Source organism: Shinella fusca (assembly GCF_014203155.1).
Classification (GTDB): Bacteria; Pseudomonadota; Alphaproteobacteria; order Rhizobiales; family Rhizobiaceae; genus Shinella; species Shinella fusca.
Map to the genome: position 1 here is coordinate 203,909 of NZ_JACHIK010000006.1, position 21,805 is coordinate 225,713.

The 21,805-nt window shown below is 66.8% G+C and carries 22 protein-coding genes; 9 read left to right on the forward strand and 13 right to left on the reverse strand.

The features are described from left to right. The first annotated feature begins 1 nt into the window (after nt 1). Genes HNQ66_RS11415 through apnL form a run of 4 tightly spaced genes read left to right on the forward strand, consistent with a single transcriptional unit; the run spans nt 2 to nt 5,460 of the window. Nucleotides 2–1,546 carry a sugar ABC transporter ATP-binding protein gene (locus HNQ66_RS11415; protein ID WP_184144191.1) on the forward strand — a complete coding sequence of 515 codons (1,545 nt, stop codon included), beginning with the start codon at nt 2–4 and terminating at the stop codon, nt 1,544–1,546. Next, nucleotides 1,546–2,610 carry an ABC transporter permease gene (locus HNQ66_RS11420; protein ID WP_184144281.1) on the forward strand — a complete coding sequence of 355 codons (1,065 nt, stop codon included), beginning with the start codon at nt 1,546–1,548 and terminating at the stop codon, nt 2,608–2,610. The genes HNQ66_RS11415 and HNQ66_RS11420 overlap by 1 nt, the downstream gene beginning before the upstream one ends. 1 nt (nt 2,611) lies before the next feature. Further along, nucleotides 2,612–3,646 carry a Gfo/Idh/MocA family protein gene (locus tag HNQ66_RS11425; protein WP_184144193.1) on the forward strand — a complete coding sequence of 345 codons (1,035 nt, stop codon included), beginning with the start codon at nt 2,612–2,614 and terminating at the stop codon, nt 3,644–3,646. Then, nucleotides 3,643–5,460, forward strand: a complete 1,818-nt coding sequence (gene apnL, locus HNQ66_RS11430; RefSeq protein ID WP_184144195.1) for a D-apionate lactonase — start codon at nt 3,643–3,645, stop codon at nt 5,458–5,460. Before HNQ66_RS11425 ends, apnL begins: the two co-directional genes overlap by 4 nt. Before the next feature lie 4 nt (nt 5,461–5,464). Here the strand turns inward: apnL and HNQ66_RS11435 are convergent, their stop codons facing one another. Beyond that, complete coding sequence (locus HNQ66_RS11435; RefSeq protein WP_184144197.1) at nt 5,465–6,181, reverse strand: transcriptional regulator NanR; 717 nt, start codon at nt 6,179–6,181, stop codon at nt 5,465–5,467. A 150-nt stretch (nt 6,182–6,331) separates the two neighbouring features. Between HNQ66_RS11435 and oiaX the strand changes: the two genes are divergently transcribed. The 3 genes from oiaX (at nt 6,332) to HNQ66_RS11450 (ending at nt 10,515) form a co-directional block, all read left to right on the forward strand. Continuing rightward, nucleotides 6,332–7,588: a 3-oxo-isoapionate-4-phosphate decarboxylase OiaX gene (gene oiaX, locus HNQ66_RS11440; RefSeq protein WP_184144199.1), complete on the forward strand. Its 1,257-nt coding sequence runs from the start codon at nt 6,332–6,334 to the stop codon at nt 7,586–7,588. A 3-nt stretch (nt 7,589–7,591) separates the two neighbouring features. Continuing rightward, nucleotides 7,592–8,893, forward strand: a complete 1,302-nt coding sequence (locus HNQ66_RS11445) for a four-carbon acid sugar kinase family protein (RefSeq protein WP_184144201.1) — start codon at nt 7,592–7,594, stop codon at nt 8,891–8,893. Nucleotides 8,894–8,988: 95 nt separating this feature from the next. Continuing rightward, entirely contained in the window at nt 8,989–10,515 is a 1,527-nt protein-coding gene (locus HNQ66_RS11450) for a phospholipase D-like domain-containing protein (protein ID WP_184144203.1), read from the forward strand. Here HNQ66_RS11450 and HNQ66_RS11455 read toward each other — a convergent pair. Further along, nucleotides 10,413–11,345, reverse strand: a complete 933-nt coding sequence (locus HNQ66_RS11455) for a putative bifunctional lysylphosphatidylglycerol flippase/synthetase (protein WP_184144205.1) — start codon at nt 11,343–11,345, stop codon at nt 10,413–10,415. The genes HNQ66_RS11450 and HNQ66_RS11455 overlap by 103 nt on opposite strands. Before the next feature lie 80 nt (nt 11,346–11,425). Between HNQ66_RS11455 and HNQ66_RS11460 the strand changes: the two genes are divergently transcribed. Next, the gene (locus HNQ66_RS11460) at nt 11,426–12,151 is read left to right on the forward strand and encodes an endonuclease/exonuclease/phosphatase family protein (protein WP_184144208.1); all 726 of its coding nucleotides are present in this window, start codon (nt 11,426–11,428) and stop codon (nt 12,149–12,151) included. A 10-nt stretch (nt 12,152–12,161) separates the two neighbouring features. Here the strand turns inward: HNQ66_RS11460 and HNQ66_RS11465 are convergent, their stop codons facing one another. The 5 genes from HNQ66_RS11465 to HNQ66_RS11485 form a co-directional block, all read right to left on the reverse strand. Further along, a complete protein-coding gene (locus HNQ66_RS11465; protein ID WP_184144283.1) occupies nt 12,162–12,353 on the reverse strand; it encodes a hypothetical protein in 192 nt (63 codons plus the stop codon). A 69-nt stretch (nt 12,354–12,422) separates the two neighbouring features. Further along, the gene (locus tag HNQ66_RS11470) at nt 12,423–13,541 is read right to left on the reverse strand and encodes an ABC transporter permease (RefSeq protein ID WP_184144210.1); all 1,119 of its coding nucleotides are present in this window, start codon (nt 13,539–13,541) and stop codon (nt 12,423–12,425) included. Continuing rightward, on the reverse strand, nt 13,541–14,692 hold the full coding sequence (locus tag HNQ66_RS11475; RefSeq protein ID WP_246434282.1) for an ABC transporter permease: 1,152 nt from the start codon (nt 14,690–14,692) through the stop codon (nt 13,541–13,543). Before HNQ66_RS11475 ends, HNQ66_RS11470 begins: the two co-directional genes overlap by 1 nt. Further along, nucleotides 14,689–16,449 carry an ATP-binding cassette domain-containing protein gene (locus HNQ66_RS11480; protein ID WP_184144212.1) on the reverse strand — a complete coding sequence of 587 codons (1,761 nt, stop codon included), beginning with the start codon at nt 16,447–16,449 and terminating at the stop codon, nt 14,689–14,691. Before HNQ66_RS11480 ends, HNQ66_RS11475 begins: the two co-directional genes overlap by 4 nt. A gap of 6 nt (nt 16,450–16,455) precedes the next feature. Continuing rightward, nucleotides 16,456–17,466 (reverse strand): HlyD family secretion protein, encoded by a 1,011-nt coding sequence (locus HNQ66_RS11485; protein ID WP_184144214.1) that lies wholly within the window; start codon nt 17,464–17,466, stop codon nt 16,456–16,458. A gap of 111 nt (nt 17,467–17,577) precedes the next feature. Between HNQ66_RS11485 and HNQ66_RS11490 the strand changes: the two genes are divergently transcribed. After that, nucleotides 17,578–18,255, forward strand: a complete 678-nt coding sequence (locus HNQ66_RS11490; protein WP_184144216.1) for a TetR/AcrR family transcriptional regulator — start codon at nt 17,578–17,580, stop codon at nt 18,253–18,255. 90 nt (nt 18,256–18,345) lie between these two features. On the opposite strand, the gene HNQ66_RS11495 is transcribed toward HNQ66_RS11490, so the two are convergent. The 6 genes from HNQ66_RS11495 to fhuF form a co-directional block, all read right to left on the reverse strand. Continuing rightward, nucleotides 18,346–18,549 carry a hypothetical protein gene (locus HNQ66_RS11495; RefSeq protein ID WP_184144218.1) on the reverse strand — a complete coding sequence of 68 codons (204 nt, stop codon included), beginning with the start codon at nt 18,547–18,549 and terminating at the stop codon, nt 18,346–18,348. 33 nt (nt 18,550–18,582) lie between these two features. After that, the gene (rpsU, locus tag HNQ66_RS11500; RefSeq protein WP_184144220.1) at nt 18,583–18,828 is read right to left on the reverse strand and encodes a 30S ribosomal protein S21; all 246 of its coding nucleotides are present in this window, start codon (nt 18,826–18,828) and stop codon (nt 18,583–18,585) included. A 39-nt stretch (nt 18,829–18,867) separates the two neighbouring features. Next, complete coding sequence (locus HNQ66_RS11505; RefSeq protein WP_184144222.1) at nt 18,868–19,155, reverse strand: cold-shock protein; 288 nt, start codon at nt 19,153–19,155, stop codon at nt 18,868–18,870. 119 nt (nt 19,156–19,274) lie between these two features. After that, nucleotides 19,275–19,484 carry a cold-shock protein gene (locus tag HNQ66_RS11510; RefSeq protein WP_184144224.1) on the reverse strand — a complete coding sequence of 70 codons (210 nt, stop codon included), beginning with the start codon at nt 19,482–19,484 and terminating at the stop codon, nt 19,275–19,277. 279 nt (nt 19,485–19,763) lie between these two features. Then, on the reverse strand, nt 19,764–20,870 hold the full coding sequence (locus HNQ66_RS11515) for an ABC transporter substrate-binding protein (protein WP_184144226.1): 1,107 nt from the start codon (nt 20,868–20,870) through the stop codon (nt 19,764–19,766). Then, nucleotides 20,867–21,529, reverse strand: a complete 663-nt coding sequence (fhuF, locus tag HNQ66_RS11520) for a siderophore-iron reductase FhuF (protein ID WP_184144287.1) — start codon at nt 21,527–21,529, stop codon at nt 20,867–20,869. The genes HNQ66_RS11515 and fhuF overlap by 4 nt, the downstream gene beginning before the upstream one ends. Between the last annotated feature and the right edge of the window lie 276 nt (nt 21,530–21,805).

The window sequence follows — 21,805 nt, forward strand, 5'->3', positions numbered from 1 at the left end:
CATGAGCGGCAGTAACGATGGCGACGTCATTCTCGAACTGAAGGCCATCACCAAGGCCTATTCCGGCATCGTCGCGCTGAAGAAGGCGGACCTGAAACTTCGCCGCGGCGCGGTGAACGTGCTTGTCGGCGAGAACGGCGCCGGCAAGTCGACGATGATGCGCATCATCGCCGGCGTCGAGCGGCCGACGCTCGGCGAGATCTGGATGGACGGCGCGCGTATCCACCTCGACAGCCCCGCCGACGCGGTGCGCCACGGCATCGGCATCGTCTTCCAGGAACTGAACCTATTCGGCAATCTCTCCGTCGCCGAGAACATCTTCGCGACGCGCGAGATTACCCGCGGCATCCGCGGCATCGACCACAAGGCGCAGGTCGAGAAGGCCAACGAGTTTTTGAACCGCCTCGAAGCGGGCATTGCCGCCGATACGCTCGCCGAGGACCTGCCGATCGGCCAGCAGCAGCTCGTCGAGATCGCGCGCGCCGTCTCGCTCGACACGCGCATTCTCATCATGGACGAGCCGACATCTGCGTTGAGTGCGGCGGAAGTCGACGTGCTCTTCCGCGTCATCGCCGACCTCAAGGCGCGGGGCGTTGCCATCGTCTATATCTCGCACCGGCTGGAAGAGCTGATGCGCATCGGCGACTACGTCACCGTCCTGAAGGACGGCCAGATCACCGGCCACGCCATGGTCAAGGACATCGACACGCGCTGGATCGTGCGCTCGATGATCGGTTCCGACGCCAAGGATTTCGCCAAGGAGGTCGACCACGAGATGGGCGAAGAGGTCTTCCGCACCCAGGATATCTGCCTGCCGCGCGCGCAGGGCGGCTATGCGGTCGACCATGTCTCGCTCGGCGTGCGCAAGGGCGAGATTCTCGGCATCTACGGCCTGATGGGCGCGGGGCGCTCCGAGCTTTTCGAATGCATCATGGGCCGGCACGAGCATTCGACCGGCAAGGTCTTCGTCGGCGGCGAGGCGCTGAAGGGCCGCGACACGACGAAACGCATCCGCGAGGGGCTGGCGCTGATCCCGGAGGATCGCCAGCGCGAAGGCCTCGTGCAGTCCATGTCGATTGCCGACAACCTTTCCATGGCGAGCCTCGGCCAGTTCCTCAGGGCCGGCTTCCATATCGACCTGAAACGCGAGAAGACCGCGATCCTCGAGACGATCCGCAACCTCTCGATCAAGGCGAAGAACCCGGAACTGGACGTCACCTCCATGTCGGGCGGCAACCAGCAGAAGGTCGTCATCGGCAAGGCGCTGATGACCGGGCCGAAGGTGCTTTTGATGGACGAGCCGAGCCGCGGCATCGACGTCGGCGCGAAGGCGGACGTCTTCCGCACCATGCGGCAACTGGCGGGCGAGGGGCTTGCCATCCTCTTCTCCACCTCCGACCTCGAAGAGGTCATGGCGCTTTCCGACCGCATCGCCGTGATGAGCAACGGGAAGCTGGTGACGGTGGTGGACCGCAAGGACGCCACCGAGGAGATGATCGTCTCGGCCTCCGCGGCAGGGCACAAAACCAAAAGGATGCATGCGTGATGACGACAGCAACGCAAACTGCCGCCGGCAACAGCCTGTCCACCGGGGCGGCCCTGCTCACGCTCATGAAGCTGAGGACCTTCATCGCGCTCTTCGCGGTGATCATCTTCTTCTCGATCTTCGCGCCGAATTTCCTGTCGACCGCGAACATGATCCTGATGTCGAAGCACGCGACGCAGAACGCCTTCCTCGCCATCGGCATGACCTTCGTCATCATCACCGGCGGCATCGACCTTTCGGTCGGCTCCATCGTTGGCCTTTGCGGCATGATCGCCGGCGGCCTCATCATGTACGGCGTCGCCCTGCCGTTCGGCTACACGGTCTATTTCAACGTTTTCGAGGTGGCGGTCATCGTTATGGCGGCGGGCATCGTCATCGGCGCGGTCAACGGCCTCCTCATCACCCGGCTCAACGTCGCGCCGTTCATCGCCACCCTCGGCACGCTCTATGTGGCGCGCGGCATGGCGCTGCTCTATTCCGACGGCCAGACCCTGCCGCACCTTACGGGGCGCGAAGACCTCGGCAACCAGGGCTTTTCCTATCTCGGCTCCGGCACGATCCTCGGGCTTCCCGTCTCGGTGTGGATCCTCATCGTCGTCGCGCTGGGCGCTGCCTATTTCGCCCGCTTCGTCCCGCTCGGCCGGCACATCTTCGCCGTCGGCGGCAATGAGCGCGCGTCCCGCATGTCCGGCATCCGCGTCAACCGCGTGAAGATGTTCGTCTACATGTTCTCCGGCTTCTGCGCGGCCATCGTCGGCCTCGTCATCTCCTCCGAGCTGATGGCCTCGCATCCGGCGACCGGCACGAACCTAGAGCTCAACGCCATTGCGGCGGCCGTTCTCGGTGGTACATCCATGTCGGGCGGGCGCGGCACGATCGGCGGCACGATCATCGGCGCCTTCGTGATCGGCATTCTTTCCGACGGGTTGGTGATGATGGGTGTCAGTTCCTTCTGGCAGATGGTGATCAAGGGCCTCGTGATCATCGTGGCGGTCGTGGTCGACCAGGCGCAGCGCCGCCTCCAGCAGCGCGTGACCCTGATGCAGATGGCAAAGGCTGGCTGAGATGGCGAGGTTCAGGGGCGCGCTGATCGGCTGCGGTTTCTTCGCCGTCAACCAGATGCACGGCTGGCAGGACCTTGCCGGCGTGGAGATCGTGGCGATCTGCGACCGCGATGCGGAGCGGCTTGCCATCGTCGGCGACCAGTTCTCCGTCGCGCGGCGCTATTCGTCGGCCGAGGAAATGTTCGCCGACGGCGGCTTCGATTTCGTCGACATCGCGACGACCGTGGGCAGTCACCGGGCATTGGTGGAGCTTGCCGCGAAGCACAGGGTTCCGGCGATCTGCCAGAAGCCGTTCGCGCCGACGCTGGCCGATGCCAAGGCCATGGTCGCCGCGGCCGAGGCGGCGGGCATTCCGCTGATGATCCACGAGAATTTCCGCTGGCAGACGCCGATCCTCGCGGTGAAGCAAGTGCTGGACAGCGGCGCCATCGGCACGCCCTTCTGGGGCCGCGTCTCCTTCCGCTCCGGCTTTGACGTCTTCTCCGGCCAGCCCTATCTCGCCAGGGGAAAGCGCTTCATCATCGAGGACCTTGGCATCCATTCGCTGGATATCGCCCGCTTCCTCTTCGGCGATGCCACAAGCATGACCGCGCGCACGCGCCGCATCAACCCGGATATCGCCGGCGAGGACGTGGCGACCATGCTGCTCGGCCACGAGAACGGCATCACCTCCATCGTCGATGTCAGCTATGCGACGAAGCTGCCGGAGGAACCCTTCCCGGAAACTTTTGTCGAGATCGACGGCGACAAGGGCACGTTGCGCCTCGGCAAGGATTACAGGCTCACCGTCCACGGCCCCGAGGGCACGGTGGAAAGCGTCGTCGCGCCGAACCTCCTGCTATGGGCCTCGCGGCCCTGGCACAATATCCAGGAGAGCGTGGCGCTCATCCAGAAGCACTGGATCGAGCGTCTGGCGGCGGGCCGCGAGCCGGACACGTCCGGCCGCGACAATCTCAAGACCTTCGCCCTCGTCGAGGCCGCCTATCTCAGCGCCGAGCGCGGCGGGACCGTCGCCCTTGCGGACCTCCTGGCATGAGTGCGGACCTCGTCAGGCTCTACGGGACGAGCGAGCGCGAGCCGGAAAGCCGCATTCTCGTCGCCGGCGACCTGAGCGTGGCCTTGCAGGACGGCAACCTTCGCACCCTGCGGTTTCGCGGCCACGAGGTGCTGCGCGCCGTCGCCTTCCTCGTGCGGGACAAGGATTGGGGCACCTGCGCGGCCAGGATCACCGATCTTTCCGTGGAAGAGGCAGGCGATGGCTTCTCCGTCGCCTACAAGGCCCGCTTCACCGCGCCTTCCGGCGCCAACCTCGATTGCACTGTGGCGATCTCCGGTACGGCCAAGGCCGTGACCTTCGCTGCCGATTGCGTCAGCGACGCCGATTTCGAGACGGCCCGCGCGGGCTTTGCCGTGCTGCATCCCATCGTCGGCGTGGCGGGCGAGCCCGTCGAGGTCCGGCACAGCGACGGCAGCGTCGAGCGGTCGTGCTGGCCGGATCAAATCGAGCCGTGGCAGCCCTTCAAGGACATTTCCGCCATCACGCACAATGTCGCGCCCGGCATTTCGGCGATGACGGCGTTCGGCGGCGACATCTTCGAGATGGAGGACCAGCGCAACTGGACCGACGGGTCCTACAAGACCTATGTGCGGCCGCTGGCGCTGCCCTGGCCCTATCGCGTGGCGAAGGGCGAGCCCTTCCGCCAGTCCGTCACCGTCACGATTGCGGCGGAAGGCGATGCCGCGCCCGCTGCCGGCGCGTCCGGCGCCGTCATTTTGCAACTCACACCGACGAGCCGTCGCTTTCCCGAGATCGGCGTCGGCCTCAGGCCGGATTGCCTCGCGCAGGAATTGTCCGCGCTCGACATGCTGGAAACCATCGGTGCCCGGCACCTGATCGCCCATTTCGACCCCGATGCGGGCCATGGCCTTGCCGCCTTGCAGGGCTATGCGCAGGTTGCGGAAAGATCCGGCCTCAAGGTGACGCTGGAGCTGGCGGTGCCCTGCAAGCGCCCGCTGGGTGAGGAGATGGCCGGGTTCGCCGCGCTGGCGCGCGCGGCCGGCCTTCACCTCGACACGCTGTTCGTCTGCCCGTCCGTCGACCGCCAGTCGACGCCGCCGGGCAGCGCGTGGCCGGATTGCCCGCCGCTGGAAGATGTCTATGCCGCGGCGCGCGCCGCCTTTCCGGGCGTGCGGCTCGGCGGCGGCATGATGAGCTATTTCACCGAACTCAACCGCAAGCGCGTGCCGGGAGAACTGGTCGACTATGTCAGCCATTGCACGAACCCCATCGTGCATGCGGCCGACGATCTTTCCGTCATGCAGACCTTCGAGGCGCTGCGCTTCGTCGTGAGTTCGGCCCGCGCCATCTATAGCGAGAAGCCCTATCGCATCGGCCCTTCGACCATCGCCATGCGGCAGAACCCCTATGGCAGCGCGACGAAGGACAATCCGTCCGGTGCGCGCATCCCCATGGCCAATGTCGATCCGCGGCATAACGGCCAGTTCGGCGCGGCCTGGACGCTGGCCTATGCTGCGACGGTCGCTTCCGCCGGGCTGGAGGTGCTGACGCTCTCGACGCTCGCCGGCCCGTTCGGGCTGGTTGCCGGGACGGGCGAAGCGACGGCGGAGGGCAATATGCGGCCGCTTGGGCATGTGCTTGCGCGCCTCGGCGCACTGGCGGGCGAACCGGTGCTCTCGGTGGAGACGTCGCGGCCGGATGCGGTGCTGGGCCTTGCCTCGCCGGAGCGTCTGCTCTTGGCGAACATCACGCCGGAGTCGCAGGCCGTGGCCCTCCCGGCGGGCAAAGAGACTACCCTGCCGCCCTATGGCTGGGTCGAAATCGCGCTCTAAAGCCTTAACTCTGTCCCTTGAGGGCATAGAGCGCGCGGGAGCGTTCGAGGTGCTTGATCATCGCCTTTTCGGCCAGGTCCGCATTGCCCTTTTCAAGGGCGCGGATGATCTCCTCGTGCTCGGCGAGGGTGACGTTCTCGCGGCCCGTCCAGATGAGCATTTCGGTGTGGTAGGATTTCAGCCAGCCGAGCATCGCGCCGCTGACGGCCGCGAAGATCGGATTGCCGGAAATGGCGGCGATGGACTGGTGGAACTCCATGTCGGCGTCGATGAAGGCATCCGCATCGCCGAGGCTCTGCCTCTGCTTGTCGAGGAGAGCCTTGAGGTTCGCGATATCCTCGGGCGTCGCCTTGCCCGCCGCCTCACGGATCATGCCGCGTTCGAAGAAGATGCGCGCGCTCTTCAGGTGCTCCAGCGTGTCGGAGGAGCCGGAGAGCATCAGCTTGGCCGGCAGGTCGACCTGCCGGATGATCGTCTCGGCGGTGATGCGCAGCACCTTGGCGCGCTCGCCCTGCGAGATCTCGACGAGGCCCTTGCCGGCGAGCGCCTGCATGGCCTCGCGGATCGCCGGGCGGCCGACGCCGTAGCGCTCCATCAACTCGCGCTCGGAGGGCATGTCGTCGCCGGCCTTCAGTTCGCCGGTCTCGATCATGTGCTTCAGCCGGGCGAAGACTTCGTCGGAGAGTTTCTTGCGGACGATCGGTTCGGAAGCGACGTTCATGGTTCACCTGATTTCGTCGGATTTGAATATGCAGCAATAGGCCTCGCCGCAACAACTTTCACCGCAATCGGCTTGCAATAACATAAATACTCATTATACCAGTTGTCCTGTTTTAACAAGCGGCAAGACCCGGCTGCGGGAGGAGAAAACGTGATCCGTCTGACCTATCGGATAGAGACGCCCGGTTCGGTGGAGGCCATGGCGAAGAAGATCGCCAGCGACCAGTCGACCGGCACCTTCGTCGCGCTGCCGGGCGAGACGGAAGAGCTGAAGGCGCGCGTCGCCGCGCGCGTCGCCGCCATCCGCCCGTTGCCGCCGGGGAGCCATGCATCCTTTCCGGACGAGGCGGGCGGCGCCACGCGGTTCAACCGCGCGGATGTCGATATCGATTTCCCGATGGATGCCGTCGGCACCGACCTTTCCGCGCTGATGACCATCGCCATCGGCGGCGTCTTCTCCATCAAGGGGCTGACGGGCATCCGCATCGTCGACATGAAGCTGCCGCAGGAATTTTCCGCCGCCCATCCCGGCCCGCAGTTCGGCGTTGCGGGCAGCTTCGCGCTGACGGGTGTGAAGGGCCGGCCGATCATCGGCAGCATCGTCAAGCCCGCGCTCGGCCTTCGCCCGCACGAGACGGCGGAGATGGTCGGCGAGCTGATCGAGGCGGGCGTCGATTTCATCAAGGACGACGAGAAGCTGATGAGCCCGGCCTATTCGCCGCTCAAGGACCGGGTGGCGGCGATCATGCCGAAGATCCGCGACCGCGAGCAGAAGACCGGCAAGAAGGTGATGTATGCCTTCGGCATCAGCCATGCCGATCCGGACGAGATGATGCGCAACCACGACACGGTGCTGGAGGCGGGCGGCAATTGCGCCGTCGTCAACATCGCCTCCGTCGGCTTCGGCGGCCTCGCCTTCCTGCGCAAGCGCTCCGGCCTCGTGCTGCACGCGCACCGCAACGGCTGGGACCTCCTCACGCGCCATGCCGGGCTCGGCTTCGAGTTCTCCGTCTGGCAGCAGTTCTGGCGGCTGCTCGGCGTCGACCAGTTCCAGATCAACGGCATCCGTGTGAAATACTGGGAGCCGGACGAGAGCTTCGTGCGCTCCTACAAGGCCGTCACGACGCCGCTGTTTTCGGGCGGGGACGTGGCGCTGCCGGTCGTCTGCTCCGGCCAGTGGGGCGGGCAGGCACCCGATACCATCGCCGCGACGGGCGGATCGATGGACCTTCTCTACCTGTGCGGCGGCGGCATCGTCAGCCATCCGGGCGGGCCGGGGGCGGGGGTGAAGGCGGTCAGGCAGGCCTGGGAGGCGGCGTCCGCCGGTGTGCCGCTCGGAACCTATGCGAAGGATCACCCGGAACTGGCGCAGTCGCTCGCAAAATTCGCCGACGGCAAGGGAGCCTGAACCATGGCGCGGCCGCTGATCAGCTATTACGGCGACGATTTCACCGGCTCGACCGACGTGATGGAAGCGCTCGCCTCCAACGGCGTGGAAACGGTGCTCTTCCTGAAGGTGCCGGATGCGGACCTCCTGTCGCGCTTTTCCGGCGCGCGCGCCTTCGGCCTTGCCGGCACCAGCCGCAGCGAGACGCCGGGCTGGATGGACGTCCATCTTCGCGAGGCCTTCGGCTGGCTGAAGACGCTGGATGCGGAGCTCTGCCACTACAAGGTTTGCTCGACCTTCGATTCGGCCCCGCATGTCGGCAATATCGGCCGGGCCATCGAGATCGGCCGGCAGGTCTTCGGGGAAGCGACCGTGCCGCTCATCGTCGGCGCGCCGCAGATCCGCCGTTATACCGCCTTCGGCGAGCTCTTCGCCGCCTATCAGGGCCGCAACTACCGCATCGACCGGCATCCGGTCATGTCGCGCCATCCGGTCACGCCGATGGACGAGGCCAACCTGCTGCTGCATCTTGCGCGCCAGACCTCGCTGACCTCGGCACTGATGGACGTCGTCGCGCTCTCCGGCAAGGCGGAGCCGGAAGCGGCCGACATCCTGCTTCTCGACGTGCTCGACGCGGCGACGCAGGCGGCGGCCGGCAGGCTGGTATGGGAGACGCTTCGTGCGGAAGGCCGGTTCGTCTGCGGCTCCTCCGGCGTGGAATATGCCCTCATCTCCGCATGGCGGCAGGCGGGGCTGATCGGCGGGAAGCCGGCCTTTCCGGCTGCCGGGCCTGTCGACCGCATCGCCGTCGTCTCCGGGAGCGTCTCGCCCACCACCGAGCGCCAGATCCGCCACGCCCTTGCCAACGGCTTCGACGGCATTCCGGTCGATCCGCTCGCCCTCACCGGCGAGGGAGCGGAGGGGGCCATCGACAAGGCCGTCGAAGCGGGGCTGCGCGTCCTCGAAAGCGGGCGCAGCGTCGTGCTCTATACCGCGCTCGGCCCCGCGGCCGACCGGGGCGGCGAACTCGATGCGGCTTCCGGCGCGCGCCACCGGCTCGGCCGGGCGCTCGGGCGCATCCAGGCGGAACTCGTCGCGCGCGCCGGCCTTTCCCGCGCCGTCGTCGCCGGCGGGGATACGTCCAGCCATGCGCTCGGCGAAATGGATATCTCCGCCCTCACCCTGAAGATGCCGCTGCCCCAGACCCCCGGTTCGCCGCTCTGCATTGCCCATGGCGGGGCTGCCGACGGGCTGGAAATCGCCCTCAAGGGCGGCCAGGTCGGGGGCGACGATTACTTTTCCATGATCCGCGCCGGTTCCGCCTGACCCACGGCGGAACCAAAACCGCATTCCGCGAATTCCCGCGCAGGGCGATCAGTCTTTCGGGACCCGGCGCCGAGAGTGCAACCGGAGGGTTTTCGTTGAGCGGTACAAATTCCATCGTCCAGCCCGGGCGGAATGTCTGGCGCGTCGCTTCGGCCGACCGGCTTCGCGTGCTCATCGACGGCCAGGCCTATTTCGAGGCGCTGGAGACGGCGCTGGCGCAGGCGAGGCGCGAAGTGTGGATCGTCGGCTGGGACTTCAACCCGGATATCCGCATGCGGCCCGATGAGCCGCAGTCCCCGACCCTCGGCGCCTTCCTCCTGAAGCTGGTGGAGGAGCGGCCGGAAATCGTCGTGCGCGTGCTCGTCTGGGCGATGGGGCCAATCTATTCGGGCAAGTCGCTGAAGATGTTCCGCAAGCGCCGCTGGTCCTCCCATCCGCGCATCGTGCTGGCCTTCGACAGCCGCCATCCGCTCCGGGGCTCGCATCACCAGAAGCTCGTCGTGGTGGACGACCGCGTCGCCTTCGTCGGCGGCATCGATCTTACCGCCAAGCGCTGGGACACCCCCGACCATCGGGCGGGCGATCCCCGCCGCACCATGCCGGGCGGCAAGCGTTACGATCCGGTGCACGACATGCAGGTGGCCCTCGACGGGCAGGCCGCGCGGCTTGCCGGCGACATCGCCCGTCGTCGCTGGCTCTTCGCCACGGACGAGGCGGTGCCGGCGCCCGATGCGCCCACGGATATCTGCTTCGACGGGCAAGTCCCGGACATGACGAAGGTGGACGTCGCCTTCGCGCGCACGGAGCCCGCCATCCGCGGGCGACCGGCGGTGCGCGAGGCGGCGGACCTCACCCTTGCCGCCCTCAGGGTCGCCCGCCGCCATATCTATATCGAAAGCCAGTATTTCGCTTCGCCCAAGGTCTGCGACGTGCTGTGCGAGCGGCTTGCCGAGCCGGACGGGCCGGAGGTCGTCATCGTTTCGACGCTCAGTTCCCACGGGCTCATCGAGCGCCTCGTCCTCGGCATCAACCGCGACCGCCTCATCCGCCGCCTCAGCCGATGCGACCGGCACGGCCGGATGCGCGCCTTCTATCCCGTGGTGCCGAAGCCCGACGGCACGAAGCAGGAGATCGTCGTGCATTCCAAGCTCGTCATCGTCGACGATCTCTTCCTGCGCATCGGTTCCTCCAATATCAACCAGCGCAGCGAAGGGCTGGACACGGAACTCGACATCGCCGTCGAGGCGCGCACGGATGCCGAGCGCCGCAGCATCGTCATGCTGCGCGACCGGCTGCTGGCGGAACATCTCGATGCGGACGCCGAAGCCTTCGGTGCCGCCGTGCGCGCGGGCGGCCATCTCGGCAGGGCCATCGATGCGTTCAACACAGGCGAGCGCGGCCTGCAGCCGTTCCGCGATGCGAAGGGAAGGGGCGCGATCGTCCCCGTCCCCGGCACGGGCATCGTCGATCCCGCCGCGCCCTGGTGGCCTCTGTCCGCCTGGGCCGGGCGCCTGCGCCATCAGTTCGGGTTGTCGCGCAGGCGTGCTGTCTCCCCGTTTGCGGCCAGCACCTCGCCGGCCAGCAGGCAGGCGAGCCCCAGCGGCAGCGGAATGAAGAAGTAGACGACGCGGAAGGCGATCAGCGCGCCGATCGACGTCGCGCTGCCGAGCAGGAAACCGATGGTCGCCTCCAGCACGCCGAGCCCGCCCGGCACATGGCTGACGAGCGCCGTCAGGTTGCCGACGACATAGGCGGCCGTCGTTTCCAGGTAGCCGACATCGCCGTTCAGAAGCTGGTGAAGGCAGGCGGCGACGAGCGCGAAGTTCACCGTTCCGGCGAGGATCTGCAAGGCGGCGATGCCCGGCGCCGGCAGGCCGAAGCGCCATTTCCACACCTTGATCTCGCCGCGCAGGAAGGCGGCGAGCGCCACATAGGCCGCGCTTGCCGCAAGGCAGGCGATGCCGAGCGCGACGGAGGCCGCCGTCCCGAGCCCGGCCACCTTGCCGGCGGTGCCGGGCAGGACGAGCAGGCACAGCCCGGCAAGCGTTACCAGCCCCAGCCCCACCGTCACGCCGCAGAAGACGACCAGCCTGGCGACCTCCCCCGCATCGAGGCCCCAGCGGGAATAGAAGCGGTAGCGCACCGCGCCGCTGCTGAGGCCCGCCACGCCGATATTGTGGCCGAGGGAAAGGCTTGAAAAGGAGGCGATGGCGGCGCGGGGATAGGAGAGCGGCTTGCCGACATAATGGAGGGCAAGGAAATCGAAGAATGTCAGGCAGAGATAGGAGCCGGCCGCAAAGGCGAGCGCGAGGCAAAGGTTCAGCCTCGGAATGGCAAGGACGGAACTGCGGATGTCTTCCCAGGAATACTGGCCGAGCGTGCGGTAGATCAGCCAACCGCCGAGGAGGGTCGCGCCTGCGAGGAGCGCGTGAAGGATATGGGTTCGGTTCATGCCGTCTCCTTGGACTGTCGCAAGGGAACGAAATGGAGGCTTTTCGTGTTCCCGTGGCACAGGCGGAACGAGAGGAAGGCATGGGCAGGCGGCTCAGGATCGTGACCTATAATGTGCACAGTTGTTTCGGCACGGACCGGAAGCTCGACCCAGGCCGCATCGCGGATGTGATCGCCGAATGCGAGGCGGATATCGTCGCCCTGCAGGAGGTAGACGTCGCGCGCGCCCGCAGCGGCGGCATCGACCAGGCGCAGGCGATCGCCGGCCATCTGCAGATGGTCTCGCATTTCCATCCGGCGCTGCATCTTGAAGAAGAGCGCTATGGCGATGCCCTCCTGACGGCGCTGCCGACGCGCCTCGTCAAGGCCGGCGCCCTGCCGTCGCGCGGCGAGCCGCGGGGGGCGCTCTGGGTGGAGGTCCCGCTCGAAGAAGCAAGGCTCCAGGTCTTCGTCACGCATCTCGGCCTTTTCGGCGCCGAGCGCGTCAGGCAGGCGGAGGTGCTGCTCGGGCCGGGCTGGCTGGGCGCGGACATGCCGGAGGATGCGCGCATCGTCTTTGCCGGCGATCTCAACGCAATCCCGCGTTCGGCCTCTTACCGGCTTTTGGCGCGGCGTCTCAGGGATGCCCAGGTCGAAGCCGGCGGGAAGCTCAGGGCGACCTTTCCCTCACGCCTGCCGCTGCTGCGGATCGATCATATCCTGCTTGGCGACGGGCTCGGCGTGCACAGGACCTTCGTCCACGGCAGCCCGCTCGCCCGCCGCGCGTCCGATCATCTTCCGCTCTGCGCGGATATCGAGATCGGGTGACGCTTTCCCGTCATTTCCGCGTCTTCAGGGCGTCCGAGGGGCGGTTGCGCTCGGGGTTGCGGTTGGTCTCGCCCACGGCGTCCGGGTTCCTGTCCGGGTCGTCCTTCGCCGGCAGATAGCCGCGGGGCCGGCTCTCCTCAGGCCCTTCCCAGCGCGGGGATTGCTCGGTGGTGCCGGCAGCGCCGTCCTTCGGTTTTGCGATAGCCATGTCGGTTCTCCTTTCGGGATACTAACCGGCCGGCATCGGCGAAGGTTCCTCCCGCGGGCCGCCCTAATTCAGCCTGTGGCGGAACATCCAGGCGGCAAACGGCATCGTCACGGCGGCAATCGCGACGAGGGCCAGCATGTCGGGCAAGAGTTCGGCGAAGCGGCCGCCTTCCAGATAGACGACGCGCGTGATGCGGATCGCATAGGTCAGCGGATTGATCATCGTCAGGTATTGCAGGACAGCCGGCATGTTCTCGGTGGGCGACATGAGGCCGGACAGCAGCATGAAGGGCATCAGGAAGACGAAGGCGAGGATCATCGCCTGCTGCATGTTGCCGGCGAGCGAGGAGAGGAACAGGCCGAAGCCGATGGCCGCGGCAAGGAACAGGGCAAGGCCCGCATAGAGCGTGAAGAACGATCCGGCGAAGGGGATCTTGAACCAGAAGAGCGCGACGAGCAGCACCGCCGAGGCCTGGGTGATGCCGACGATCATGGAGGGGACGGCCTTGCCGATCATGATCTCCGTCGGCGTGAAGGGCGCCACAAGGAGCTGGTCGAACGTGCCTTCCTCCCGCTCGCGCGCCACCGACATCGCCGTCAGCATCATGGTCATCATCATGGTGATGGTGCCGATCAGCGACGGGATCATGCTCCACCGGGTCTCCAGTTGCGGGTTGAACCAGGCGCGCGTCGAGACCGTCACGCCGGCGGCGGGAAAGCCTCTTTCGGCTCGCCACGCGGCGGCGAAATCGCCGATGATGGCGCCGGCATAGCTCTGGGCGATGCCGCTGGTGTTGGAGTTCCTGCCGTCCGCGATCACCTGCACGGGGGCGGGCACGCCGGTCTCGAGGTTGCGCTCGAAGCCGTTCCCGATGACGACGATGAGCAGCGCGCGCCGGGCATCGAGCTGCGGCACGGCCTCCGTCATCCGCGCGAACGTGCCCTCGCGCCGGAAGATGCCGGAGCCCTCAAGTTTTGCGACGAGCGCGATGGAGGCGGCGCTGCGGTCCTGGTCCACCAGCGCATAGGGCACGCTGTTGAGGTCGTAGGTCGCCGCATAGCCGAAGATCAGGCATTGCAGGATCGGCGGCAGGATGAGGCTCGCCCGGCTCTTCGGGTCCTTCAGGAGGACGAGCAGTTCCTTGCGGATGAGCGTGAGGATGCGCAGGAGCGACACGATCATCACGCGATCCTCTTGCGGGTGAGGCGCACGGCGAGCGCCAGGAGCGCCGCCGCCATGCCGGCAAGCACCGCCGCATTGGGCAGGATGACGCTCCAGTTGTTGCCGGACAGGAAGAGCGTCTGGAGCAGGGTCACGAAATAGCGTGCCGGGAAGACATAGGTGATCGCCTGCACCGCGAGCGGCATGCTGCGCGGATCGTACATGAAGCCGGAGAGCATCATGGCCGGCAGGAAGGTGACGAGCACCGTCACCTGGCTTGCCACGAACTGGCTCTTCGTGGCCGAGGAGATGACGAGGCCGAGCCCGAGCGCGACGAGGAGATAGAGCATCGACACGAGGGTGAGGATGACGAGCGAGCCGCGCAGCGGCACGCCGAACAGCAGCTTGCTGCCGACAACGCAAAGCGCAAGGCCGATCAGGCCGAGGACGAAATAGGGCACGGTCTTGCCGAGAAGGATCTCGGCCGAGCGCACGGGCGTCACGAAAAGCGCCTCGAAGGTGCCGCGCTCCCATTCGCGCGCCATCACCAGCGCGGTAAGAAGCGCGCCGATCAGCGTCATGACCAGCACGATCAGGCCGGGCACGAGGAAATAGCTGCTGTCGTTCGCCTCGTTGAACCAGAGGCGCGGTTCGACGGCGATGCCGCCGGCAGCGCCCGCGTTGCCGGTGCGCTCGGCCTCCTTGGCCGCCCATGTCGCGACCGCGCCCTGCGCATAGCCGAGCGAGATGCGCGCCGTGTTGGCATCGGCGCCGTTGATGATCAGCTGCACGTCGGCCGCGCCGAGATCGATGCTGCGGGCGAAGTCGGAGGGGATGCGCACGATGGCCCGCACGTCGCCGGCCATCAGCATGCGCTCGGCATCGTTCATCGTGCGCACGCGCTGGGTGGAGAAGTAGGGCGAGAGCTCGAAGGCGGCGGCAACGCCCCGCGCCGGCGCGGAATCGTCTTCCATGAGCACGGCGACGGGCACGTTCCTGACATCGAGGTTGATGCCGTAGCCGAAGAGGACGAGCAGCGTCACGGGCATGACGATGCCGATCGCGATGCTGCTGAAATCGCGCAGGAGCTGGCGCGTTTCCTTGCGGATCAGCGCCCGCGTCCGCCGCAAAAGACCGGCAAAGCCGCCGGCCATGGTGCGGGGGGCGCTCATGCGGCCTTCTCCGTCCGCTTTGCCCGCTCCCGCTCGACGATGGCGATGAAGGCCTCTTCCATCGAGGGCGCGGTTTTACCGGAGACGGCGCGCTCGCGGATCTCGACGGGCGTTCCTTCCGCAAGGTTCCGGCCGGCATCGAGGATGATCACCCGGTCGCAATATTCCGCCTCCTCCATGAAATGGGTCGTGACGATGACCGTCACGCCCTGTTCCGAAAGGGCGGTGATGCGCCCCCAGAACTGCCGGCGGGCGAGGGGATCGGCCCCGCTCGTCGCCTCGTCGAGGAAGAGGATGTCGGGTTCGTGCAGGAGGGCTGCGGCCAGCGCGAGGCGCTGCCGGAAGCCGCCGGGAAGCTGGCCGCTCGGCAGGTCGCGGAAGCGTTCGAGCTCGAAGGCCGCCGTCAGCGTGGCGATCCGCTCCTTCTTGCGATTGCCGCGCAGCCCGTAGGCGCTGGCGAAGAATTCGAGGTTCTCCCCGACCGTGAGCTGGCCGTAGAGCGAGAATTTCTGGGCGACGTAGCCGAGGCGTTCGCGCGCCTTCGCGCCCGCCTTGAGGAGATCGTTGCCGGCCACCCGCAGCGTGCCGGCGGTGGCGGGCAGGAGGCCGCAGAGCATGCGGAAGGTCGTGCTCTTGCCCGCGCCGTTCGGCCCCAGAAGCCCGTAGACCTCGCCGCGGCGGACGCTGAAAGTGACATGGTCGACGGCGGTGAAATCGCCGAATTTGCGCACGAGGTCGCGCACCTCGACGACCGTCCCGTCCGCCGCGTTCTCCGGGCTTGCGGCAAGCGGCGCGGGGCTCGTGTGATCCCGCTCCCCCGCCACGCTGTCGAACAGCATCATGAAGGCATCCTCGAAGCGGGCCCCGGTCGGCTCCGTTTCGAGCTGGAGGCCTTCGAGCGTCAGCGGCTCCTCCAGCCGGTCCGGCCGGCGCACGATGCGCACGCGCCCGGCCTCCGGCACGGCGTCGACGACGCCGGGAAGGGCGAAGAGGCGGGCCTGTAGCGAGCGGGCCGGAACGCCTTCCGGTCCCTTGACGAGGAAGCAGCAGCCGTCCGCCTTCGCCGTGATCTCCGCCGGCGGGCCTTCGGCGAGGATTTCCCCCGCATGCATCAGCACCGCATGCTCGCAGCGTTCCGCCTCGTCGAGATAGGAGGTGGCGACGACGACGGAAAGGCCGTCCTCGCGGATCAGCTTGAACACGATCTCCCACAATTCGCGCCGCGAAAGCGGATCGACGCCGACCGTCGGCTCGTCGAGCAGCAGGAGTTCGGGCGCGCGGACCAGGGTGCAGGCAAGGCCGAGCTTCTGCTTCATGCCGCCGGAGAGCTTGCCCGCCGGGCGGTCCTTGAACGGGCCGAGCTGCGTCATCTCGAAGAGGCGCGGATAGACCGTCCGGCGCTCGGCGGGGGAAACGCCGTTGAGATCGGCGTAAAGGTCGAGGTTCTCCTGCACGCTAAGGTCTTCGTAGAGGCCGAAGCGCTGCGGCATGTAGCCGATCCGGTCCTGCACGGCCTGCGGCTTTTCCGCCACGTCGAGGCCGACGACCGTGAGGCTGCCGCTATCGGGAAGGATCAGCCCGCTCGCCAGCCGCAGAAGGGTCGTCTTGCCGGCGCCGTCGGGGCCGACGAGCGCCGTCAGCGTGCCCTTGCGGACGGTGAGCGATATGCCGCCGAGCGCCTCGACCGTCTCCTTCGCGTCGCGGCGGAAGCTCTTGCGCAGGTCCCGCGCGACAAGGGAGAGCGGGCGGTCCTCCATCGTCTCTCACCCGCCCTGTTGCGCGGCGGCCGGCGCCGTGTCGCCGGCCAGCGGGCGCACGGTGGCGGGCATGCCGAGGCGCAGCACGTTGTCCGGGTCCTCGACGAAGACGCGCACCTCGAAGACGAGGCTGGTGCGCAGCTCCTCCGTCTGGACGGTCTTGGGCGTGAACTCGGCGACCGAGGAGATGAAGCCGATCCAGCCGGGTATGGTGCGGCCGGGTAGCGAATCGACCAGGACCTCGGCCTTCATGCCGGGGTGGATCTGCCCGAGCTGCGTTTCCGAGACATAGGCGCGGATCCATTTCGGACTGACGGTGGCGAGCGAGAAGGCGGCGCGCGTCGGCGAGGCCATCTCGCCGGGCTCGATGAGCCGGGAGCGCACGACCGCGTCCACCGGGGCCTTGAGATCGGCATCGGCAAGCTCGGCCCTCAGAAGCGCGACCTGCGCCTCGGCGGCCCGCAACTGCGCGGCGGCCTGCTGGATGTCCTCCGCCCGCGGCCCGGCGACGACAAGGTCGAACGCCTTCTGCGTCGCGACGACCTTGGCTTCCGCCACCGCCGCGTTCGAGCGGGCGTTGTCGAGCGCCTGCTGGCTGACGGCCGCGCGCGGCACGAGCGCGCTCTGGCGCTCCAGTTGCAGGCGCGCATTGGCGGCTTCCGCTTCCGCGGCGGCGAGGTTGGCGCGTGCCTGGGCGATCTCCTCCGGCCGGCTGCCGTTCTTCAGGCGGGTGAGGCTTGCCTGCTGGGCGTCCACCTGGGCAAGGGCCTGATCGATCTGCGGGCGGATCCTGCCGGTGTCGAGCCGGGCGATGACCTCTCCCTTTTTGACCGCGGCGCCCTCCTCGACGAGGACCTCGGCCACCGGCCCGCTGCCGTTGAAGGCGAGCGTCACCTGCCGGAAGTCGACGTTTCCATAGAGGACGAGCTCCGCCGGCCCGCTGTCGCGGTGCCGATACCACCAGGCGCCGGCGGCAAGCGCGGCGATGAGGAGTGCGACGACGATGAGACGCTTCATTCCGTTTCGCCTCCGGGGCGGGGTTCTGTTCCCTAGCCTAAGGACGATCGGAAGGGATTGTCAAATCCAAATTTGAAATCTAGATTTGAATTTGTACGGAGAGGAAGGAATATGGCGCGAGGTCCAAGACGGTCGTCGGTTTCCGGGCCGCGGCCGGATGGCGCGGCGACGCGGGCAAGCCTGCTGGAGGCGGCCGGCGCGGTGTTCGCCGAATGCGGTTTCGACGGGGCGACGGCCAAGGCGATCGCCCTTCGCGCCGGCGCCAATGCCGCCGCCGTCAACTATCATTTCGGGGGGATCGCGCCGCTCTACGAGGAGGTCTTGGCCGAGGCGCACCGCCGCCTCGTCAGCTATCAGAGCCTTGCGCGCGCCGCCTCCGCCGACACGGACCCGAAGGACAGGCTGCGGCGCCTGATCGGCCTTCTCGTGCGCGTGGTGCGCTCGCAGGGCGATGCGTCCTGGCCAGCGAAGGTGATCGTGCGCGAGCTGATCTCGCCGACGCCGCATTTCGAGAAGCTGCGGCGCGAGGAGCTGGAGCCGAAGAAGGCGCTCCTCTTCGGCGTCGTCGCCGGGATCATGGGCGTTTCCATAGATCACCCGCTCGTCGCCCAGTCGGTCTTTTCGATCCTCGCGCCCTGTTTCATGCTGCTGATCGCCGAAAAGCGGCTGTCGGAGGTGATGCCGCCGCTCGCCCGCGCCAATGTCAGCAACGAGGTGCTCGCAAGCCGCCTGGCGAATTTCGCCCTCGGCGGCATCGCGCAACTGGCTTCAGGAGAGGGGGGCGGCTAGACGGCGCAAAAGGGCCCCAATGCGTTCCATCGGCGCAGCCGGGATGCTGCGCCGCTTTCGCAAGGCCTGCGGGGCCGGGAATAGGGCCGGTTACTTCCGCTTCTTCGTCGGCAGGGGCGTCGGCGTCGCGGCTTCTTTTGCCAGCCGCAGCGCCCTCAGCTTTTCCGTCTTCTTGTCCCGCGCAGCGGTCTCCTGGGCGATGATGCCCTTGGCGACGGAATTGGTTTCTTCCGCCTTCGCCGCGGCGCTGGTTTTCGCCGGCTTGAAGAACTGCTCTCGTGTGGCGGTGGTCATCTACGGTCTCCCTGGCATGGCATGTCCGGCCGCCTAGCGGGCCCGGCCGGCGGGCGCTTTCTTCTTGGGGCCGGGCAGCAGGCCTTCGCGCTGCGCCTTCTTGCGGGCGAGCTTGCGTGCCCGGCGGATGGCTTCAGCCTTTTCCCGCGCCCTCTTCTCGGAAGGCTTCTCATAGGCGCTGCGCGCCTTCATCTCGCGGAAGAGCCCCTCCCGCTGCATCTTCTTCTTCAGAACCCGGATGGCCTGTTCGACATTGTTTTCCCTGACGAGAACCTGCAAAACATATCCTTTCCATGCGGCCGTGCCGCTTTCCTGTGGTTATTTCCTGACGCGGATGCTCGCGGGCTTGAGCCAGGGCTCGCCCTGCAAGCGCTTCGGCGCCGTAGTCTTCGCCGGCTCGTCCGCAGCCCCCGGCGGGGCGTCGATGTCGCTGGCGACGACCCTTCGCTCGTGCGTCTCGGTGCCGATCCGGATCCGGTACTGCACTTCGCCGTGGTCGGCCGGAAGGATCGCGACGATCCTGCAATCGCGTCCGGCATCGCCGGAGCGGAAGAGGTCGGTCTTGAGCGTCACCGTGTCGCCGACCGCATAGGTCTTCTGGCTCATGAGCCTGTCCTTCAATCCCTGACGCCGGAAACAAAAAGGCCGGGCGTTACCCCGACCTCTCCTGTCGCTCTCCGTCTTGCTGCCAGTACATCCGTGGTCAGCGAGAGGGGCAACAATCCTTATGCGGCGCGCAGGTTGTCGGCCGAGCTCTTGCCCGAGCGGCGATCCTGGACGATGTCGTAGCTCACCTTCTGGCCTTCGGCGAGACTGCCGAGACCGGAGCGTTCGACGGCCGAAATGTGAACGAACACGTCATTCGTGCCGTTGTCGGGCGCGATGAAGCCGAAACCCTTGGTGCTGTTGAACCACTTGACGGTGCCTGAATTCATAACGATATCCTTTCAATCGTTGGAGGAAGCGGCAGGTATTGCCGCGGATAGATCGACGATGAGAGGAAATCTGACCGGCTCGCCGAAGCGATAGACAAAGGTCACTAGCAAAGTTCGATACCGGGAAGGTAGGTATTTTTCCCGCATTCTGCAAGGTATTTATTTCACGGCAGGCCGGAAACGACATTGCCGATATCGATTTAATCGCATCAAAACAGCGGCGTAGCCCGGATTTTATTTTTCGCCCTCGCGGAATGATTGAGGCGCGGGATCGCCCCTTCACTGCCCCGAAAGGCTGATCCAGTAGGCGCCCTCGAAGGGCACGGCGGCAAAGCGGGTGTTGATCTCCTTCATCGTCTCGTCCGGATCGACATCGGCGAAGATCTCCGGGCGCAGCCAGTGCGCGAAGGCTTCCGCCGCAAGGATGTTGAGCGGCACGGCGTTGAAGAAGTTCCACAGACCATGGACGCGCCCGTTCTTGACCGCCTTCAGATTGGCGAGGAAAGGGTTTTCCACGGCGCGGGCGAGCGATGCGCGCGCCTCGGCCGGATCGACGCCCGGGCCGACGGAAAAGCCGCTGTAGATGCCGCCCGGCGAGGCGGTGGCGATATAGACCTCGGGATCGGCCGCGACGATGAATTCCGCGCTGACGGTGCCGCCCTGCGGCGGCAGGCTCTCGGCGATGTTGCGGCTGCCGGTGATGGCGATGAAGGCGCCGAGCCCGCCGGTGCCGTAGGCGAAGCAGCACCGCTCGGGGTTCGGGAAGGCGTCCATCACCACCGTGGGGCCGGGCTCGGGATGGGCCGCGACCCGCTCGCGTATCCGCTTCAGGCGCGCCTCGTAGAAATCGGCGAAGGCATCGGCCTCGTCCTCGCGGTTCAGCACGCGGCCGAGCAGGCGCATGTTGTCCGCCGTGTTCTCCAGCGCGTCGCTGTTGAAATCGACCACCACGACGGGCACGCCGCTTTGCTCGAGATAGGCGATCGCCTGCTTGCCGAGGTCGGTTTCGGCCTGCCAGTTCGCAAGGATCGCAAGGTCCGCCTTGAGCGACAGGACCGCCTCGAAGGAGACGGTGATGCCGTCGCCGATGACCGGGACCTTCGCGATGGCCGGGAACTTCTCGCGGAAGCGCTCGTAGATCGCCGGATTGTCGCCCTTTATGTCGTTCGCCCATCCCGCGAGCAGGCTGACGGGATCGGGGTGGATGAGCGAGAGCGCCACGAGATTGAAGCCCGAACCGAGCAGCACCGCCTTCGGCTCAGCCGGAATGGTGACCTCGCGGCCGACGGCGTCCGTGACGGTCAGCGGATAGCGGATCTCGGCGCGGGCGGGCAGGGCGGCGAATAGGAAGGCGGCGGCGAGGAGGGCGGCAAAACGCAGGATCATTGTTTTCTCAGTTCCGGGAGGGCGCAGAGCTCGCCGCAGCCCGGAATGCCGGGCAGCATGTAGCGCAGGCAGCAGACCTTGCGGCGACAATGGACGGTGCCTTCCTCCCTCTCGTGGCGCAGGCAGCCGTGGAAGGGATTGCGGCTGCCGTTGCCGAGCAGCGGGCAGTCGAAGAGCGGGCGCGAGGGCCAGTAGTCGTCGCCGTCCGCCGGCGTGCGGTCCGTCACGTTGAAGGCATAGTCGATATAGACGGCGGCATTGTTCCAGGCGAGCTTCGGCGCGATGCCGGACTTTTCCTTGAGGAGGGCGACGGCGCGGGAAAGGTGGCAATCCACCAGCGGCGTCACGACGTTAAGAAGGTCCTCGCCCTCGCTCCAGTCGCCCTCGTGCGGCAGGCCGAAGGCGCGCGGCAGCCCGTCCTCCCCGAGCGCGATGGTCATCTCATCGAAGGCGACGGGAAGGCGCGTCTCCGCCCGCCGGGCCACGACATAGGGAATGGTCAGCGCCGAGAAATAATAGAGCGACCAGAAGGATGCGGCCGCGCGCCGGTCGGCCTTGCCGTGGCTTTCCGCATAGCGGTCCAGCGTCCTGGAAAACCCGTCCCCCTCCAGGAAGTCCCCAAGCGGCACGGCGCCCTCGAGATCCGCCGAGAGCATCATTTTCTCGCCGCACCAGGCATGCTCGCCGGAAAAGACCGCCTTCAGGCCCTGCGGCCGGAAAGCGGTCTCACCGTCCCGGGAGGATATCGTCGTCAAGGCCTCACCACGTATACTTCAGGGTGCCGATGACCGTGCGGCGGCGGTCGAATAGGCCGGTCGCGTCGATCTGCGGTTTTAGATCCTCGCGACTTATTCCATCATGTTTATGCTCCCGCAATTATATTCATGACAATTGTTGTCATGTTTATGCCGTAGTTGCGCCATTGCCACAATGGA

Coding starts and splice junctions, on each gene's coding strand:
- HNQ66_RS11495 (WP_184144218.1), bottom strand. CDS start 18,549: ATGACCACCGCCACACGAGAGCAGTTCTTCAAGCCGGCGAAAACCAGC.
- HNQ66_RS11470 (WP_184144210.1), bottom strand. CDS start 13,541: ATGATCGTGTCGCTCCTGCGCATCCTCACGCTCATCCGCAAGGAACTG.
- HNQ66_RS11510 (WP_184144224.1), bottom strand. CDS start 19,484: ATGAATTCAGGCACCGTCAAGTGGTTCAACAGCACCAAGGGTTTCGGC.
- apnL (WP_184144195.1), top strand. CDS start 3,643: ATGAGTGCGGACCTCGTCAGGCTCTACGGGACGAGCGAGCGCGAGCCG.
- HNQ66_RS11515 (WP_184144226.1), bottom strand. CDS start 20,870: ATGATCCTGCGTTTTGCCGCCCTCCTCGCCGCCGCCTTCCTATTCGCC.
- HNQ66_RS11490 (WP_184144216.1), top strand. CDS start 17,578: ATGGCGCGAGGTCCAAGACGGTCGTCGGTTTCCGGGCCGCGGCCGGAT.
- HNQ66_RS11420 (WP_184144281.1), top strand. CDS start 1,546: ATGACGACAGCAACGCAAACTGCCGCCGGCAACAGCCTGTCCACCGGG.
- HNQ66_RS11475 (WP_246434282.1), bottom strand. CDS start 14,692: ATGAGCGCCCCCCGCACCATGGCCGGCGGCTTTGCCGGTCTTTTGCGG.
- HNQ66_RS11485 (WP_184144214.1), bottom strand. CDS start 17,466: ATGAAGCGTCTCATCGTCGTCGCACTCCTCATCGCCGCGCTTGCCGCC.
- HNQ66_RS11435 (WP_184144197.1), bottom strand. CDS start 6,181: ATGAACGTCGCTTCCGAACCGATCGTCCGCAAGAAACTCTCCGACGAA.
- HNQ66_RS11455 (WP_184144205.1), bottom strand. CDS start 11,345: ATGAACCGAACCCATATCCTTCACGCGCTCCTCGCAGGCGCGACCCTC.
- HNQ66_RS11505 (WP_184144222.1), bottom strand. CDS start 19,155: ATGAGCCAGAAGACCTATGCGGTCGGCGACACGGTGACGCTCAAGACC.
- HNQ66_RS11425 (WP_184144193.1), top strand. CDS start 2,612: ATGGCGAGGTTCAGGGGCGCGCTGATCGGCTGCGGTTTCTTCGCCGTC.
- HNQ66_RS11415 (WP_184144191.1), top strand. CDS start 2: ATGAGCGGCAGTAACGATGGCGACGTCATTCTCGAACTGAAGGCCATC.
- HNQ66_RS11445 (WP_184144201.1), top strand. CDS start 7,592: ATGGCGCGGCCGCTGATCAGCTATTACGGCGACGATTTCACCGGCTCG.
- HNQ66_RS11460 (WP_184144208.1), top strand. CDS start 11,426: ATGGGCAGGCGGCTCAGGATCGTGACCTATAATGTGCACAGTTGTTTC.
- HNQ66_RS11480 (WP_184144212.1), bottom strand. CDS start 16,449: ATGGAGGACCGCCCGCTCTCCCTTGTCGCGCGGGACCTGCGCAAGAGC.
- fhuF (WP_184144287.1), bottom strand. CDS start 21,529: ATGATGCTCTCGGCGGATCTCGAGGGCGCCGTGCCGCTTGGGGACTTC.